This window comes from Sphingobium trunci (assembly GCF_022664535.1).
In the GTDB taxonomy this organism is placed as follows: domain Bacteria; phylum Pseudomonadota; class Alphaproteobacteria; order Sphingomonadales; family Sphingomonadaceae; genus Sphingobium.
The window spans coordinates 1-15,130 of record NZ_JAKUJY010000017.1 but is presented as its reverse complement, the minus strand read 5'-3'; the positions used below and the strand labels follow the sequence as shown (position 1 = coordinate 15,130).

The 15,130-nt window shown below is 60.1% G+C and carries 16 protein-coding genes and 1 tRNA gene; 11 read left to right on the top strand and 6 right to left on the bottom strand.

All coding sequences use genetic code 11. The features are described 5' to 3' along the window. The first annotated feature begins 35 nt into the window (after positions 1-35). Both MJ601_RS14800 and MJ601_RS14795 read left to right on the top strand, forming a co-directional pair. Positions 36-614 carry a nitroreductase family protein gene (locus MJ601_RS14800; protein WP_242127751.1) on the top strand — a complete coding sequence of 193 codons (579 nt, stop codon included), beginning with the start codon at positions 36-38 and terminating at the stop codon, positions 612-614. Positions 615-686: 72 nt separating this feature from the next. Then, the gene (locus MJ601_RS14795; protein WP_242127749.1) at positions 687-1,031 is read left to right on the top strand and encodes a GntR family transcriptional regulator; all 345 of its coding nucleotides are present in this window, start codon (positions 687-689) and stop codon (positions 1,029-1,031) included. A gap of 64 nt (positions 1,032-1,095) precedes the next feature. Here MJ601_RS14795 and MJ601_RS14790 read toward each other — a convergent pair whose 3' ends face one another. Then, the gene (locus MJ601_RS14790; protein WP_242127747.1) at positions 1,096-2,463 is read right to left on the bottom strand and encodes a DEAD/DEAH box helicase; all 1,368 of its coding nucleotides are present in this window, start codon (positions 2,461-2,463) and stop codon (positions 1,096-1,098) included. Between the two features lie 111 nt (positions 2,464-2,574). After that, entirely contained in the window at positions 2,575-3,009 is a 435-nt protein-coding gene (locus MJ601_RS14785; RefSeq protein ID WP_242127745.1) for a hypothetical protein, read from the bottom strand. Positions 3,010-3,087: 78 nt separating this feature from the next. Between MJ601_RS14785 and MJ601_RS14780 the strand changes: the two genes are divergently transcribed. The 4 genes from MJ601_RS14780 (at position 3,088) to MJ601_RS14765 (ending at position 7,265) form a co-directional block, all read left to right on the top strand. Beyond that, positions 3,088-4,527, top strand: a complete 1,440-nt coding sequence (locus tag MJ601_RS14780; RefSeq protein WP_242127743.1) for an FAD-binding oxidoreductase — start codon at positions 3,088-3,090, stop codon at positions 4,525-4,527. 153 nt (positions 4,528-4,680) lie between these two features. Next, complete coding sequence (locus MJ601_RS14775; RefSeq protein ID WP_242127741.1) at positions 4,681-5,469, top strand: SapC family protein; 789 nt, start codon at positions 4,681-4,683, stop codon at positions 5,467-5,469. Positions 5,470-5,763: 294 nt separating this feature from the next. Next, positions 5,764-5,838 (top strand) — tRNA-Glu (locus tag MJ601_RS14770). 164 nt (positions 5,839-6,002) lie between these two features. Next, on the top strand, positions 6,003-7,265 hold the full coding sequence (locus MJ601_RS14765) for a tyrosine-type recombinase/integrase (RefSeq protein WP_242127738.1): 1,263 nt from the start codon (positions 6,003-6,005) through the stop codon (positions 7,263-7,265). 146 nt (positions 7,266-7,411) lie between these two features. Here the strand turns inward: MJ601_RS14765 and MJ601_RS14760 are convergent, their stop codons facing one another. Beyond that, a complete protein-coding gene (locus tag MJ601_RS14760; RefSeq protein WP_242127736.1) occupies positions 7,412-8,938 on the bottom strand; it encodes a serine/threonine-protein kinase in 1,527 nt (508 codons plus the stop codon). A 495-nt stretch (positions 8,939-9,433) separates the two neighbouring features. Here MJ601_RS14760 and MJ601_RS14755 point away from each other — a divergent pair, with 495 nt between their 5' ends. Then, positions 9,434-10,051, top strand: coding sequence for a nucleotide-binding protein (locus MJ601_RS14755; protein ID WP_242127734.1), 618 nt, complete (start codon positions 9,434-9,436; stop codon positions 10,049-10,051). 47 nt (positions 10,052-10,098) lie between these two features. Here MJ601_RS14755 and MJ601_RS14750 read toward each other — a convergent pair whose 3' ends face one another. Together MJ601_RS14750 and MJ601_RS14745 are read right to left on the bottom strand one after the other, a co-directional pair. Then, the gene (locus MJ601_RS14750; protein ID WP_242127731.1) at positions 10,099-10,989 is read right to left on the bottom strand and encodes a toll/interleukin-1 receptor domain-containing protein; all 891 of its coding nucleotides are present in this window, start codon (positions 10,987-10,989) and stop codon (positions 10,099-10,101) included. Between the two features lie 43 nt (positions 10,990-11,032). Beyond that, the gene (locus tag MJ601_RS14745; protein WP_242127729.1) at positions 11,033-11,290 is read right to left on the bottom strand and encodes a hypothetical protein; all 258 of its coding nucleotides are present in this window, start codon (positions 11,288-11,290) and stop codon (positions 11,033-11,035) included. A 100-nt stretch (positions 11,291-11,390) separates the two neighbouring features. On the opposite strand from MJ601_RS14745, the gene MJ601_RS14740 reads away from it, so the two are divergent. Together MJ601_RS14740 and MJ601_RS14735 are read left to right on the top strand one after the other, a co-directional pair. Beyond that, positions 11,391-12,011 carry a helix-turn-helix domain-containing protein gene (locus MJ601_RS14740; RefSeq protein WP_242127727.1) on the top strand — a complete coding sequence of 207 codons (621 nt, stop codon included), beginning with the start codon at positions 11,391-11,393 and terminating at the stop codon, positions 12,009-12,011. Positions 12,012-12,014: 3 nt separating this feature from the next. Further along, complete coding sequence (locus MJ601_RS14735; RefSeq protein WP_242127725.1) at positions 12,015-12,905, top strand: ImmA/IrrE family metallo-endopeptidase; 891 nt, start codon at positions 12,015-12,017, stop codon at positions 12,903-12,905. A gap of 900 nt (positions 12,906-13,805) precedes the next feature. Here the strand turns inward: MJ601_RS14735 and MJ601_RS14730 are convergent. Next, positions 13,806-14,015, bottom strand: a complete 210-nt coding sequence (locus MJ601_RS14730; RefSeq protein ID WP_242127723.1) for a helix-turn-helix transcriptional regulator — start codon at positions 14,013-14,015, stop codon at positions 13,806-13,808. 514 nt (positions 14,016-14,529) lie between these two features. Between MJ601_RS14730 and MJ601_RS14725 the strand changes: the two genes are divergently transcribed. Both MJ601_RS14725 and MJ601_RS14720 read left to right on the top strand, forming a co-directional pair. Continuing rightward, the gene (locus MJ601_RS14725; RefSeq protein ID WP_242127721.1) at positions 14,530-14,832 is read left to right on the top strand and encodes a type II toxin-antitoxin system RelB/DinJ family antitoxin; all 303 of its coding nucleotides are present in this window, start codon (positions 14,530-14,532) and stop codon (positions 14,830-14,832) included. Beyond that, complete coding sequence (locus MJ601_RS14720; RefSeq protein ID WP_242127719.1) at positions 14,829-15,128, top strand: type II toxin-antitoxin system RelE/ParE family toxin; 300 nt, start codon at positions 14,829-14,831, stop codon at positions 15,126-15,128. The genes MJ601_RS14725 and MJ601_RS14720 overlap by 4 nt, the downstream gene beginning before the upstream one ends. Positions 15,129-15,130: the final 2 nt, after the last annotated feature.

The window sequence follows — 15,130 nt, the reverse complement described above, 5'->3', positions numbered from 1 at the left end:
TGCGTCGGATTGGCGGGCGAGCCATGTGAACCGCCATGTTCAACGACCGCAGTTCGCCGCTTTCGCTTCTCCAGACCCGCCGATCCGGCAAGCCGCGCGACCTGATCGCGCCTGGACCGGATGACGGCCAGTTGCGCACCATATTGGAAGTGGCGCTGCGCACGCCCGATCATGGCAAGCTGGCGCCCTGGCGCTTCGTCATCGTGCCGCAGGATAAGCGCGCAACGCTCGCAGCCCTGCTGGAAAGCGCCTATCGCGCGGAGAAACCGGACGCCGGGCGGCTGGAGATGGAGGCCATGCACCAGTTCGCGCATCAGGCCCCTGCGCTGGTGGTCGCGCTCTCGGCCCCGGTGGACGGCAGCAAGATTCCGGTATGGGAACAGCAGCTTTCAGCGGGCGCCGCGATCATGAACCTGCTCCATGCGGCCCATGCGCTGGGCTTCGCGGGAGGCTGGTTGACCGGCTGGGCAGCCTATAATGAAGATGTCCGCGCCGCCTTTGCCAGGGGTGATGAACGGATCGCTGGCTTCCTCTTCATCGGCTCGCCGGGCAAGGAACAGCAAGAGCGGCCTCGGCCAGAATATAATAATATAGTTTCCATCTGGGACAGATAATTACACTTGCGATATGGGTGGCCGGCCTTCGCTTACTTGACCCGCATGGCTGTATTATGGCACTGATGCACCATGGCCGACGAATCCAAGCCCGTCTATCTCCGCCTGCGTGAGATCATCGCAGCGTCCATATTGGACGGGGAATTTCGCGATGGAGACCTGCTTCCTTCGGTCCGTGCGCTGGCCGCGCAGCAGGGCGCCAATCCGCTGACGGTGGCGAAGGCCTATCAATGTTTCCAGGACGACGGACTGGTCGTGGTGAAGCGCGGCGTTGGCATGTTCGTCGCCGACGGCGCCACCCGTCGGCTGCGCGCGGCGGAACGGGCGCGCTTCCTGGGTACGGTGTGGCCGCCGGTGGCGGAACAGATCAGGCGGCTGGGCATCAGCGTGGAGGATCTCGACCTGCACAGGGTCTGACGCCGTCCATCACGCAAAATGCCGATGAAGCTGCAAGGGGGAGGACCGCCCCCTCGAGCAATTTTTACCCGCCGAAGCCCACGGACAGAAATTCGGGCACCGGGCCATTCCAGCCCTCGTCCGGACCATCATCTACCGGCTCGGGCCGACGCGGAGGCCGAGCGCCATTGCCTTCGGGACGGGCCGCGCGAGGCGGCTCCTCGCGCCGGCGGTCGTCCCGCCGCCTGTCGGACTTGCGATCCGCCTGACGATCCCCCTTGCGATCCCTTTCCGGCCGGCGAGGCTCTTCGACAACCTTCCCGGCCGGAGCCGCCGCCAGCGGCGCCGCAATCGTCTCGATCTGCTGCTTGATCAGCTTCTGGATATTGTCGATCGCCTCGGCATCGTCCGCCGTCACGAAGGTATAGGCGACCCCCTTTGCCCCCGCGCGGCCGGTGCGGCCGATGCGGTGGACATAATCGTCCGGGTGCCAGGGCGCGTCGAAATTGAACACATGGCTGACGCCCTTGATGTCCAGGCCGCGCGCCGCCACGTCGGATGCCACCAGGATATTGACCGTCCCCGCACGGAACCGCTCCAGTTCCGCGATGCGCGCCGACTGGTCGATGTCGCCGTGAATTTCGCCCGACTTGAAACCGTGGCGCTGAAGGCTCTTGTTGAGTTCCCGCACCGTCGTCTTGCGGTTGCAGAAGATCACTGCGCTTTGCACGTCCTCCGCCTCCAGCATCGCGCGCAGCGCTTCCCGCTTCTTGCGCGAATCGACCTTCACCAGCCGCTGGGTGATATTGGTCGAGGCGGTCGCAGGCCGCGCCACCTCGATCGACTTGGGATTGCTCAGGAAACGATCCGCCAGCTTCTTGATGACCGGCGGCATGGTAGCGGAAAACAGCAGCGTCTGCCGCTGGGCAGGCAACTTGGTGCAGATTTCCTCGATGTCGGGGATGAATCCCATGTCCAGCATGCGGTCGGCTTCGTCGATCACGAGCATGCTGCAGCCGTTGAGCAGGATCTTGCCGCGCTGGAACAGATCCATCAGGCGGCCGGGCGTCGCGATCAGCACGTCCACGCCCTTTTCCAGCGCCTTGATCTGATCGCCCATCTGCACGCCGCCGATCAGCAGCGCCATGGAAAGCTTGTGATACTTGCCGTATTTCTCGAAATTTTCGGCCACCTGCGCGGCCAGTTCGCGCGTCGGCTCCAGGATCAGCGATCGCGGCATCAGCGCGCGGGCGCGGCCATGGGCAAGGATGTCGATCATCGGCAGTACGAAGCTTGCGGTCTTGCCGGTCCCCGTCTGTGCAATGCCGATAATGTCCTTCATCATCAGCACAGGCGGGATCGCCTGCGCCTGGATCGGCGTGGGCGTGTCATATCCGGCCTCGGTTACGGCCTTCAATAATTCGTCGGAAAGGCCGAGATCGGCAAAAGTCATTCAGTTGTCCGGAACTGGAGGCTGTCCGCCGCGCTGCTACGCCTTAACGGAAATCGCGCGCGCCTTGCGGAAATATCGCCTTCTTGTCAAGAAATTCACGCGCGTTCGGGCTCAATCATCCGGATCGGCTTCCTCTAGCCGCCGGAAACTCTCGATCGCGCAGCTTGCCCCGCTGCGCGCCTGCAACTCGTCCCGCCCCGAACAGAGCGATCCATCCTCATCCGGCTCGACATAGAATCCGGAATAAAAACCCATGCTGTTGCACCCGCGCTCCAACCGCGCGCGGTAGCGATGATTGTCCGCCAGCAACAAATCTATGGCATTGTCCATGATGAGGCTGGCCGACCGAATCGAGCGCAGGGCGATGCAGCGTGGTCCTTTCTTTTCCTTCCACTCATTGCGCGCTTCGGGCGCGGGACGCGCCGGAGCACGCCCCCTTTTCGCCATCGGCACGCGAATGATGACGCGCTGTTCGATGGTCAGCTGCGCCCATTGCACGGGCTCGGCGGCTGGCGCATTCAGCAGCAGCAGGACGGAATAAAGCAAGTCGAACCCCTTTTGGGACGGAAACGCTATGGACCAGTGGTTGAACCGCCGATGAATTCCAAGGCATAGGACAGTCCCATGATAGGACAAGACATTATCGCCCGCTTCGACGTGCTTCTGGGGCCCAAGTGGGTGGTCACCGACCCCGGCGACATCGCTCCCTGGGTCAGCGACTGGCGCGGACGCTATCATGGCGCCGCCGCCGCGATCCTCCAGCCGGAGTCGACCGAACAGGTCGCCGCCGCCGTGGCCCTGGCGGCAAAGCTCGGCATTCCGCTCGTCCCCCAAGGCGGCAACACCTCCATGGTGGGCGGCGCCACGCCACCGGCGGACGGTTCCGCGCTCATCCTGTCGCTTCGCCGGATGAACCGCATCCGCAACCTGTCGCCCGAAGACAATCTGGCGCTGTGCGAGGCAGGCGTGATCCTCTCCAACCTGCACGATGCCGCCGCGGAGGCGGGCCGCCGCTTCCCCTTGAGCCTGGGCGCCAAGGGATCGGCGACGATCGGCGGCCTCATCTCCACCAATGCGGGAGGCACGCAGGTCCTGCGCCACGGCACGATGCGCGCGCTGGTCGAGGGGATCGAGGCGGTTCTTCCCGACGGCAGCATCTTCCATGGCCTCGACGCCCTCAGGAAGGACAATCGCGGCTATGACATCAAGCAGTTGCTGATCGGCGCGGAAGGCACGCTGGGGATCGTCACGGCGGCCTCGCTACGCCTTGTCCCTGCCATTGCCGCGCGCGCAGTGGGCTGGGTGGGGGTCGCCTCCCCCGCCGATGCCCTCACCCTCCTCCGCCTGGCCGAGGCACGGCTGGGCGACAGCGTGGAGGGGTTCGAGATCATCGCCGACGATGGCCTGGGCCATGTGCTCTCCCACATTCCCGGCACCCGCTGCCCGATCGAAACCCGCACGCCCTGGCATGTCCTGATCGAAATCGACCATGGCGACCTGAATGAACCCGGCCCCGCCGAGCGGCTTGAAGCGACGCTGGCCGATGCCCTGGAAAAGGGCATCGCCATCGACGCCGCCATCGCCGCCAACGAAGCGCAGGCCGAAGCCTTCTGGCGCATCCGCGAGTCCCTTTCGGAATCGGAAAAGGCACAAGGCCCGGCGCTGCAATATGATATCAGCGTCCCGGTCGCCCGCATGCCCGCCTTCATGGTCGATGCGGCGGCGGCGGCGGAAAGGAGCTTTCCCGGCACCACCGCCTCCTCCTTCGGCCATCTGGGCGACGGCAACGTCCATTTCCACGTCCGCGCCCCCAAGGGCACGAGCGACGGCCCGGCATGGATCGCGGCGGAAGGCCAGGCGATCAACGCCTTCGTCCATGACGCAGTGGTCGCCGCCGGCGGATCGATCTCCGCCGAGCACGGCATCGGCCAGATGAAGCGAGCCGAGCTCGGTCGCCTCGCCAGCCCCGCCCGGCTCCATGCCCTACGCGCGATCAAGGCCGCCTTCGACCCGCAGGGCATCATGAACCCGGACAAGCTGATCCCCCGCCCCGAGGAAGGCTGAAACACGTCCGTTCCACCGGGCGGGCCATGGGCACCGGGCATCCACAAAGCGATTGCCTCGCGCGCCCAAGCCCTTTATCCTACTCGGCCCAGTATCAGGCCCGGCGGCGCAAGGAAAATGCGCCGCTTTTTGTTAGAAATGGACTTACGCATCATGGCAAGCGCGCCCGCGAACGGCCTTCCCGTCTTTTACAACGACCTCATCCCCCTCAGCAGCGTCGATCACGCGGCGTTCCGCAGCCGCACGGTGGACTCAGCCCCTTTCCTCACCAAGCAGCATGCCATTCCGCTGACCGTGGATGAATTCGTCGCTGCCCAGCGCTTCGTTCCGATCATCTTCTCGGCCGGCGACGAGGCGGTTCCGCTGGCGCTGATGGGCCTCAACGAAGGCGTCAACACCTTCCTCGACGATGAAGGCAAGCTGCGCGGCCCGGCCTATGTCCCGGCCTATGTGCGCCGCTACCCCTGGATGCTGGCGAAGCTGCGCCCCGACAGCGACGAACTGTCGCTCTGCTTCGACCCCACCAGCGACGCCGTCGGCGAGTTCGAGGAAGGCCAGCCGCTGTTCGAGGACGGCAAGCCCAGCGAACTGACCCAGGGCGTCCTCAAATTCTGCGAGGATTTCGAACAGGCCGCCGCCCGTACCGGCCAGTTCATGAAGGACCTGACGGATCTCGACCTGTTGATGGACGGCGAAGTCGCCATTCAGGTTCCCGGCAATGACCAGCCCTTCGTCTATCGCGGTTTCCGCATGGTCAACGAGGAAAAGCTGCGCGACATGCGCGGCGACCAGCTGCGCAAGATCAGCCAGAACGGCATGCTGCCGCTGATCTACGCCCACCTCTTCTCGCTTCAGCTGATGCGCGAAGTGTTCGAGTCCCAGGTCGCGCAGGGCAAGGGGCCGATCGCGGTTCCGGCCGCTCCGCAAACGGCGGATGCTTAACGCAAATTAAGCGTTTCATGACAAATATTTAGGGAAAAAGGTTGCGCGGCGCCACTTGAAACACCGCGCGATCTTCTCTATTTACTGAACATACGGCGCACCTGCCCCCCTTTCGGGTGTGTCGTATGGGCGCCTCCCCCTTTGGAGGCGTCTCCTCCCTGAACCTTGGCCACCCCATGCGAATCGCATGGGGTGGTTTTTTATGTGCCGAAGGCGGGCGTTCGGGTTTCGCTTGACGGCTTAGAACAGCCCCCGTAAAGGCGTCCACCTGCCGGTCGCCCGAAGCGACCCAAAGGCCCCTTCGTCTAGCGGTCAGGACGCGGCCCTCTCACGGCTGAAACACGGGTTCGATTCCCGTAGGGGTCACCACCTTCCTCTCCCGGGAGGTGCCAAACCGTCTCGTAAATGGCTGTTTTATGCGGATTTTCTGTGGTATAACCGTCTCAGACGGAGCAGGCAGATACCACCTCATACCAACAATCCGATGGTAGATATGATGGTAGCGCCTCACTCCCCTGACGGGAGATACCATCATGGGTCTGACTGCTGTTGCTATCAAGGCGGCCAAGGGCCGCGACAAGCCTTATAAGCTCACCGATGGCGACGGGCTGTTCCTCTATGTGACCCCCAATGGCGGACGCTACTGGCGGATGAACTATCGCCATCTCGGCAAGCAGAAGACCCTGGCCTTCGGTGTCTACCCCGACACCGGCCTCGCCGATGCGCGCGAGCAACGCGATGCCGCCCGCAAGCTGCTGGCGCGGGGCGAAGACCCAGCCGAGCGAATCAAGCTGGACCGGATCGCCGCGACGGTGGCGGCGTCCAACAGCTTCAAGGCGGTGGCCGACGAATGGCTGGTGAAGGTCGAGCGCGAAGACCGCTCCGCCGCCACCATGAAGAAGCTGCGCTGGCTGCTGGATTTCATCAATGCGTCGGTCGGCAAACGCCCCATCGCCTCCATTTCCGCGCAGGAATTGCTGGTGATGCTCCGCAAGATGGAGGGCAAGGGCAAATATGAGACGGCCAAGCGGCTCCGCAGCACCTGCTCACAGATATTCCGCTATGCCATCGCCACGGCCCGCGCCGAACGCGATGTCGCGGCAGACCTGCGCGGCGCGCTTATCGCCCCCAAGCCTGTCCATCGCGCCGCCATTACCGGTGCCCATGAGGCTGGTGGACTCTTGCGTGCCTTGGACGTGTTCGAGGGGCATGCCAACACAAGGGCTGCCCTGCGCCTGCTCCCGCATGTGTTCGTCCGCCCCGGTGAACTACGGTACGCCGAATGGGCCGATTTCGATTTCGACAAGGCGTTGTGGACCATTCCGCCGCACAAGACCAAGATGCGCAGGGCGCATACGATCCCCCTCTCCCGTCAGGTGCTCGCCATCCTCGCGACCATCGAGCATGACGCGGAGTATAGCCGCTTTCTGTTCCCGTCCCTGCGTTCGGTCGATCGCCCAATGTCGGAGAACACGATCAATGCTGCGCTGCGGCGTATGGGCTACGCGCAGGACGAGATGACCGGTCACGGCTTCCGGGCGATGGCGGCCACGCTGCTCAACGAGATGGGCCTATGGCATCCCGACGCGATTGAGCGCCAACTCGCCCATTGCGACAACAATGCGGTGCGCCGCGCCTATACGCGCGGGGAATATTGGGACGAGCGCGTTCGCATGATGCAGCACTGGTCCGATCACATCGACTTCCTGCGCGACGGCGCGAAGGTGATAAAGGGCACGTTTCCAAAGCCAAGGCTTAAGGCAAGGGTGCCGGATTCCAGCGAAAAGCCAAGATAGGTTACCCAACCCTGGGTCGTAACGACATCGTTCCTTGGAGCGGCTGTCCGCTAGCTAGAGAATAAACGAGCGTCCGGTATCCTCGTTAACCGACAGAATCCTCCAGCCGACATTCGATCCGGCGGAGTAATAGCGGACCCTACCCGTTACCGGAGATAATGATCTGGGATGGGCATTTGATTAGGCCTATTTAACTCACCGGTCACAGCCTTACTGAAAAGAGTGAGCCATCGGTGCTGGAATTGGTCCTCATCCTCGCCGTCGATAGCCAACGGCCCATAGGCTGAATTTGTCGCCCCCATGGTATTTGAAAAGGCTATCTGGAACTCCCGATCATCCGGCTGGAGTGCAAAAGGCTCATCTCCCCCATTGCGGTTTGCGCCAAAACTCCAGAAAGCAGTTTCCCGCCAACGATAATTTGGGTCTTCCTTCGACCGGCCAAAGAAGAGCGTCGCCCCCCATTTATAATCCCGATCATCCGGCGTCGAGCGGCCGACATAAATAATTGGGAACCCCTCAACGCTGCGCGCTGGGTGCACAAATTTAGCCCTAGTGAGGGAGAGTGTAGCACCGGCCACTATTTCCCAGGTTGGTCGCGAACCATATGCATCGTTACTCAGTTGAACGGCATTCGTCCCGGAAAATGACAGCGTTCCGCGACCGAGAGAAATACTGGATTTTGATGAACTAACGTCGTCCGAAACCGAGACAACAGACGCCCATAAACGGCCGATGATTGCATCAAGCTCATTGCTGGCTTCATTCACCAGGTCTCTTCGTTGTCGATCCAACGTCGCCTTAGCTTCAGCTGCAGCTTCTGCGGCGGCTACCGCACGGGAAACTTGCCCTGCGGCAGCAAGGAGGCCCGCATGTGCTGGTCGCGCGTTCGCGGCTTCAATTAACCCGATCACCTCAATGCACCGTTCCACGGTCGGCCTTGATGCGGGCGACTTTCGCAACATCTGCCCGACGAAAGCAGCCAAACGAGGTTCTCCAACAAGCGCTGGTGGGACGGCATGAAGATGCGCCTCCCTGATTTCATCCTGGGTTCCGGTAAACGGCGGTGCGCCATTCAGCATCGTATGTAGCATGCAGCCCAGAGCATAGACATCCGTCGCATGAGAAGGTGCTTCGCCTCGCCATTGTTCCGGCGCACCATATGCGGGCGTCAAACTCCCACGAAGGGTGCGAAGGGAGGTACTATCCTCGACGAACTTCGCAATCCCAAAATCGGCCAAGCGCCATCGGTCTTCAAAATACAAGACGTTCCCTGGCTTGAGGTCGCGATGAACAATATCGTCCACCTCCCGCAACCCAGCCAAAACGTCCAGCGCTACTGCCTTAGCCTCAGTCAGCGTAAGAACGCCCCTGCTTTTTACCTCATCTTGAAGGCTGCGGTCGCAGACCGGCATTACAAGAAAATAGCCGTCCGAATTAGCGTCTTGGCCGTAGTCCAGTATCGGAACTACATGATCAAGCGTTCGAGAACCAAGTGATCGGCCGATGTTCATTTCCCTATGGGCGGCGTCGCTGGCGGTCAGCTTCAGTCTCTTGACTGCGACAATTCCGTTAGAACCGGAGCCACGGAACACTTCACCAAATCCGCCTGGAGGGCCGAGCCTGTCTCCCTCATCGAACGTCCACTCATCATTGTTTAATCGAATCGCCGGCATGTGGCCTCCCTCCAAATAGGCTAGATGAGCGCGTTCGATTCGCGCAATCGCCTCAGTTGCAAGATTTTTTGGCATCCTCCGTTGGGTGAAGACGGCGATAACAAAATGGCGTCGGCCTTTACCTACCCTTAGTAGCCATTCAAACGCCGATTTTTCGATCCCCAGGCGCTGGCTGCCTGCTTACCCACTAAGTGCGCTCAAGGCTGGTCGCTATGGCCTTTGCGGTTGGTGTTCAGTCACACTTCTATGATCCATGCCCCTCCTAGAATTATTCCAGTTATCCCTTGCGAAGCTGATGCCAAACGCTCACATAGAAGATATGACAACCGCAGCTTCCTCGACGGCCAAAAAGAACACGCACACAACCGCGCAGAAGGTTGGCCGCAGTGCTGTCACAGGCCAGTTTGTGCTCGCCCCGGCCTCGAAGGGCGGCAAGATTACGGTCGCGAAGGCGCGATCTGCCGCAAATTCCGTGCATAGCTCGAAGAAGTAGATTTGGCTTCGGAACAGCTGTCGACGGACGATGTTTTCATAAATTGTCCCTTCGACAAAGATTTCAAACCGATCTTCCAGGCGCTGGTGTTCACGATTTTCGCGTGCGGATTTCGTCCACGTTCAGCCCGCGAACTCGATGATGGCGGCCAAACCCGCATCGACAAGCTCTATGGTCTGATCGAAGAGTGCCGCTATGGGATTCATGATCTCTCACGCACCGAACTCGATGATGTTCACAAATTGCCTCGATTCAACATGCCGCTCGAGCTTGGCCTTTTCCTGGGGGCTAAACGATATGGCGACAAGGCACAGCACGGCAAGCGGCTGCTGATCCTCGATATCGAGCGGTTCCGCTATCAGAAGTTCATTTCTGACCTCGCTGGCATCGACATACATGAGCATGGGGGGAAGGCTGAAGCAGCTGCCCGGGAAACGCGCGACTGGCTTGCGAACGTTTCGCGCCGCCAGATTGCTAGCGCAGATAGGGTCGTTCGCCTCTACGACCAATTCACAGTCGATCTACCAGCGCTAGCCGCAGCGTTGGAATTTGACCCTGTTAAGATTCCTTACGTAGACTTCGAGCGGATCGTCGTAGGCTGGCTCACGCGGGACGCTTGACCGATGAGTTCGCTGTTGACTGCAGAGCTGACTATGATCGACAAGGTTCAGTCCTCGACCGGACCACCAGCATCATCCGCCGTCCGCAACTTGTTGCGCATCTTCAAAAGTTCGGCGACGATCTCATCGGTCGTATTGACCGCAGTGTTGAGAGCCAAACGGACAGCAAGGGATGGAGCATGCTGTGCAACCTCGTCTACCGTTACCTTGTGCCAGATGGGCAGTAAGCGGCCCGACCCCAGCATGTCTCTCTGTACCAGCCCATCGAGTTCGTACTGCGGCCAAGGTTTTTTGAAAAAGTCGGCGGAGAGGACGACCACGCCAAAGTAGGCGCTGGCGAGACCGCGATCGATCTTCTGACGCAGATTATCACCCCACTCTAACTCGAAGCGATCATACCACACGTCGAGGCCTGCTGCGCGGGCCTTGGCGACCAGACCATCGACAAACGCTTCCTTGTCCTCAGACGCGTGCGAGATGAAGAAGTCGTGGATCTTGCCCGTTTCATCCGCACGCAATACCGGCACGATCGTCACCTCCGCCCGTTCCGCCAACTGATTTTCGAGGTCGCGAATGCGCTGGTCATACGATCGCTGCCGCTCGGAATCGTGTGCCAGCCGCTTCCTAAACTCTGCCTCTTCAGCGCGGCTGATCGAGGCTTGAACGCGAGCAATTTCGTTTGTTTTGTCCGCGATCTTTTTTGAGATCAGCGCGCGTTGATTCTGCGCTTCTACCGCCTTCTTGCTCTCGCGATCCGCATCACGAAAATAGGATGAGACCAGCGAAGTGGAACTCGCCCTACTCGCGCTGTTCGCCGCGGCATTGGCGCGCTTGTTGGCGTCTGCTTCCTTGCGCATCTGCTCGGCTTCTTGCTTGCGAAGAGAAGCCACATCGCCGTTGAGGCGGTTCAAGGTGCTGCGATCGGACGTGAGCGACATTTGATTTCCTATTGAATATTGGTCTTCCCGGAACGAAACAATCTCAGTTGATCGAGTATTCGTGCCATGGGATTGCGCGCAACGGTACGCTTGACATGAACCGCACAATGTCACGACGACCATAATAGGTCGGCCGCCCGCGTCCGTCCTGCACCATCAGAACAACCGGTACGCCGAACACCGGCGCGAAACTGCGGATGGTGTCGGCCGCCACGCTGCTGTTTTGGACGATGTGCGGTTTGACGATCACGACCGCGAAGGTCTGCCCCTGCTCGCGGATTATCGCTCCTTGGACGCGCATACTCGCTTCTCCTTGATCCTGAAAAAGAGCCGGGCGAACCCGGCTCTTCCTTTACTTCTTGCGATTAGGCCGCTGCGTCAGCGCCGAAGCCGCCGCCGTCTTGGCCGCTGCGCTCGATTTGGGATTGCTGAGAACCTTCGCCGCTGCCGATGCCGCCTTCGCGCTCGTCACTTCCTTATTGCCTGCCATTTCAATCACCCCCTTTCCGGGACGGATGCATCGGGAATCGATGGAGCCGCACTCGCATTATCTTCAACGCGCGCTTGATATGTCAAGCGATATCAAGCGCGCTTGTGATATCAAGCAAATGATGCTAGAAATTCGACATGATTACCGCTTGCCTGGATTGACCATGCCTGACAGCAAAAAGCAGGCGTTAACGCTCGGCGGCTATTTGGCAGCGGTGCGATCCGATCGCGGGCTTTCGCTCCGACAGGTGGAGGAGATGACCGGAAAGGAAGTCTCCAATGCTTATCTGAGTCAACTTGAGAACGACAAAGTAAAGCAGCCCTCACCTAACGTGCTTCATGCGCTATCGGCAACATATGAGATAGACTACATTGGCGTCATGGAGCGTGCTGGATATTTGACACCGCAACAATCGGCAGCGGCACCCAAGCGCCATGGTCGGGCCGCAACTTTTGCGGAGATCGATTTGACATCGGATGAAGAAGCTGAACTTCTTCGTTTTCTCAAATTCATGCGAAGCGAGAAGAAATAGGCAGTGCGTAGGGACGACAGCTCGCTGAGTCATGACGAGCGGGCGTTCGTCGAAAGCCGAGCGAAGATGCTGCTCCAGCGTGCCGATGCATGGGGCGTCGTACCCGTCCCAATCGAGGATTTACTCAGTGCTGCGAAACTCAAAGTTGCGCCCACCAGCATGTTCGATCCGCGCGCCATCGCTGCATATGCCGTAGCTCAGGGCAAGAAAGCGGCAGATGTCGTCAAACGGGCCTTGGGAAAAATACTCGGCATCCTCGACGCACATGAGGAGGTCATTCATATTGATGACACGGTTTTGGAATCTCGTCAGCGTTTTTTGAAGCTACACGAGACCGGACATTTTGAACTGCCGCATCAACGCAAGATTTTCCGATTCTTCGAGGATAGCGAGGAAGAACTGAACCCTTCGATCGCCGACAAGTTCGAACGCGAAGCAAATAATTTTGCACGATATGCGATCTTTAACGGCAACGCCTATGCCGAGCGCGCAGCTGATCTCCCCCTTGCGTTCTCTTCTGTCAAGAAGATGCAGCGCGGGTTCAAAGTGTCGCTATATGCCGGGCTTCGCGAATATGCGAGGACACACCGGCACATCTGCATTGCGATGGCGGTTGAGAAGCCCGCTTTATGTCCACAAAATGGCTGGAGCGCTGAGATCCGCCGGGTTGAAACGTCGTTTGCGTTCGAACAGCAGTTTGGACGGCCGCAGCTTCCTGCAATAACGGTGACTCATCCGCTGTGGTCACTAGTCCCTTTTGGAAAAGTGACCAAACCCACTAGGGTACGACTGACTGACCTCAATGGCGAGCAGCACGAATTCATCGGTGAGGCGTTAGACACCACATATAATATCCTGATCTTTGCCTGCCCAACAGCGCTGTTCAAAAGGTGATTTTCTTTGCTCGACCTTCGAGCGGGCGTGATGCCGCCATTGCCGTCTGCCTGTCGGCGGCGGTATTAGCGAAGATAGACGCTATCTCCTTCGAGGACATGCATGGACGACAGCGCCCCGGACCACCGCTCAACTGCGCAGAAGGCGAAGAAAATTAACTAGCCTACGTTGTTGGTGTTCTTCAAAATCATCCGTCGCGAATACCTCGAACTCGCTCCATCGGCTTATTTGCACACGCTGAAGGTCCGTCATGGCGCTGTCACAGAGAGCGCCATATCTGTCCCCCATGAATATCGGTTCATATTTCCGCCTCGAGGGCGTCCTGATCGCGGGCGCTGTCTGCCTTTATGTCCAGGCGCGTGATGGCGCGCTTTGGGATGAAAGACGTCGGCCATCTTCTGCAAACCCATGTCGCAGTTGAAGGCATCCGCGCGGGTGCCGAAGCAATCGCGGTGAACTGGGTAGAGGCAGTCACGCCCATTCAACGGGTGCTCTCGTCGGCGGCTATGTAGCCCCAACCGGGTTACAAGAATCCGCTCTTTTCAGTTGAAAACCAGACAAAAGGAACCCCGCCGGAGCAAGCTCGACGGCGGGGTTTAAAATGGGGTGTCACTCCGGGGGGCGTGGAGTGACGAGATCCGACATAGTGCCGACCGATGAACGTTCCATTAAGGATGGTGCAGCCATGCACCTGATATTGCCTGTCTTTCAGCTATCGCCATAGTTTCGGGCGTGGTTTTTTTTCCGAGGCAGTCGTTGACCATCGATTCCCGCCATCCCTGTTGAAGACCAGCGTCCGAAACGATCATCGGCTTCGGGAAGAAGCAACGGCGGGCTGTCGCCCGCCGCGCCCCCGGCGACCGAGCTCGGCAATCCGCGGATTGGTGCAAGGGGAATTGTTCACCGTAACGGGCTTGCTTCCTCCCGATAGCTTCGCGGGTCGGCGATCCAGCGATTGACGGCAGATTCGTGCCAGCCAGCGCCGTGGACGCTGATCGGTATCTGCCTGGGGAACGTCCCCTCCGCGATCTTGCGGTAGAGGGTGGAACGGGAAAGCCCGGTGCGGGCCAGAACGGTCTTCATACGGATGATACGATCACTATTGTTCATGGGGCAATTCTTTCAATTCATGTTGCTGCACACGCCCCCAAGGATCAGCATCGGGCGGCTCCGTTCGCCCGGCAAGAGGGCTGAACGGATCAATTGGGAGCGTTGGGGTTCAGGATGGCAAACGCTGGCGGGCTTTGGCGGTCCATGGCGGTCCATGGCGGAACAGGGCGGAAATCGGCGTAGCGTCGGCCACGCAAAATGGACGGCGCAGATTTTTTCCCACCGCGTCCCACGGACACAGTGCTCAACGTTTTGCAGAGCCGCGTTTGATGCGACCAAGCGCTTGGTTCAGGTCGATTCGTTCATGGCAATTCCTCCAAATCGTGAAGGTCTGGCCGCCGATGATCAGCCTGCGTCAAACGATCCCGCCTCGCAAGGGGGGAGGCACTGAAGTGCCGCTTTGTACATTTCCGTGCCTGTTTGGGCATTTCAGTGCCGCCCGATGGCTCGTCCTCCACCGCTTCTTGGTGGCAATCGTCATGCGATTGCATTACATTGCGGGCGAAGGAGTCCCATGGCCAATAATGCGCTGATCCAGACGCGAATCGACGCGGACGTGAAGGAGCAAGCCGCCGCCGTCTTCGAAAAGATGGGGCTGACCGTGTCCGATGCCGTCCGTATCCTGCTCACCCGCACGGCCCGCGAGGGCATCGTCCCCATGGAACTGCTTGTGGAGAAGCAGGCCTACGACGAGTGGTTCAGGGCACGGGTGCAGGAGGCGCTGGACGACGAACGGCCCGACATTCCCGATGAAGACATCTCGGCGACATTCGCGGCGCTCCGGGAAAAGGCGCGCAAGGGCCTTCCCCCGCAATGAAACTGGTCTGGTCGCGACACGCGGCCGCCGACCGCATGGCGATTTTCACCTGGATCGCGCAAGACGATCCACGAGCGGCTGCGCTTGTCGATGACCGGCTGGAGGGTGCGGTACGCCGGCTCACCGACTTTCCGGAAAGTGGCCGCCCTGGCCGGGTCGAAGGCACGAGGGAACTCGTAGTGGCCCGGACCCCCTATGTCGTTCCTTACCAGATCGTCGGGGACACGGTGCGCTTGCTCCGCGTCATTCATGGCGCACGCATGTGGCCGCAGGAGATAAACGACGGGGATGGTTGAAC

What these genes read in the sequence shown, in the direction of transcription:
- MJ601_RS14800 (WP_242127751.1), top strand. Translation starts at nt 36, where the DNA reads ATGTTCAACGACCGCAGTTCGCCGCTTTCGCTTCTCCAGACCCGCCGA.
- MJ601_RS14795 (WP_242127749.1), top strand. Translation starts at nt 687, where the DNA reads ATGGCCGACGAATCCAAGCCCGTCTATCTCCGCCTGCGTGAGATCATC.
- MJ601_RS14790 (WP_242127747.1), bottom strand. Translation starts at nt 2,463, where the DNA reads ATGACTTTTGCCGATCTCGGCCTTTCCGACGAATTATTGAAGGCCGTA.
- MJ601_RS14780 (WP_242127743.1), top strand. Translation starts at nt 3,088, where the DNA reads ATGATAGGACAAGACATTATCGCCCGCTTCGACGTGCTTCTGGGGCCC.
- MJ601_RS14775 (WP_242127741.1), top strand. Translation starts at nt 4,681, where the DNA reads ATGGCAAGCGCGCCCGCGAACGGCCTTCCCGTCTTTTACAACGACCTC.
- MJ601_RS14765 (WP_242127738.1), top strand. Translation starts at nt 6,003, where the DNA reads ATGGGTCTGACTGCTGTTGCTATCAAGGCGGCCAAGGGCCGCGACAAG.
- MJ601_RS14760 (WP_242127736.1), bottom strand. Translation starts at nt 8,938, where the DNA reads ATGCCGGCGATTCGATTAAACAATGATGAGTGGACGTTCGATGAGGGA.
- MJ601_RS14750 (WP_242127731.1), bottom strand. Translation starts at nt 10,989, where the DNA reads ATGTCGCTCACGTCCGATCGCAGCACCTTGAACCGCCTCAACGGCGAT.
- MJ601_RS14745 (WP_242127729.1), bottom strand. Translation starts at nt 11,290, where the DNA reads ATGCGCGTCCAAGGAGCGATAATCCGCGAGCAGGGGCAGACCTTCGCG.
- MJ601_RS14730 (WP_242127723.1), bottom strand. Translation starts at nt 14,015, where the DNA reads ATGAACAATAGTGATCGTATCATCCGTATGAAGACCGTTCTGGCCCGC.
- MJ601_RS14725 (WP_242127721.1), top strand. Translation starts at nt 14,530, where the DNA reads ATGGCCAATAATGCGCTGATCCAGACGCGAATCGACGCGGACGTGAAG.
- MJ601_RS14720 (WP_242127719.1), top strand. Translation starts at nt 14,829, where the DNA reads ATGAAACTGGTCTGGTCGCGACACGCGGCCGCCGACCGCATGGCGATT.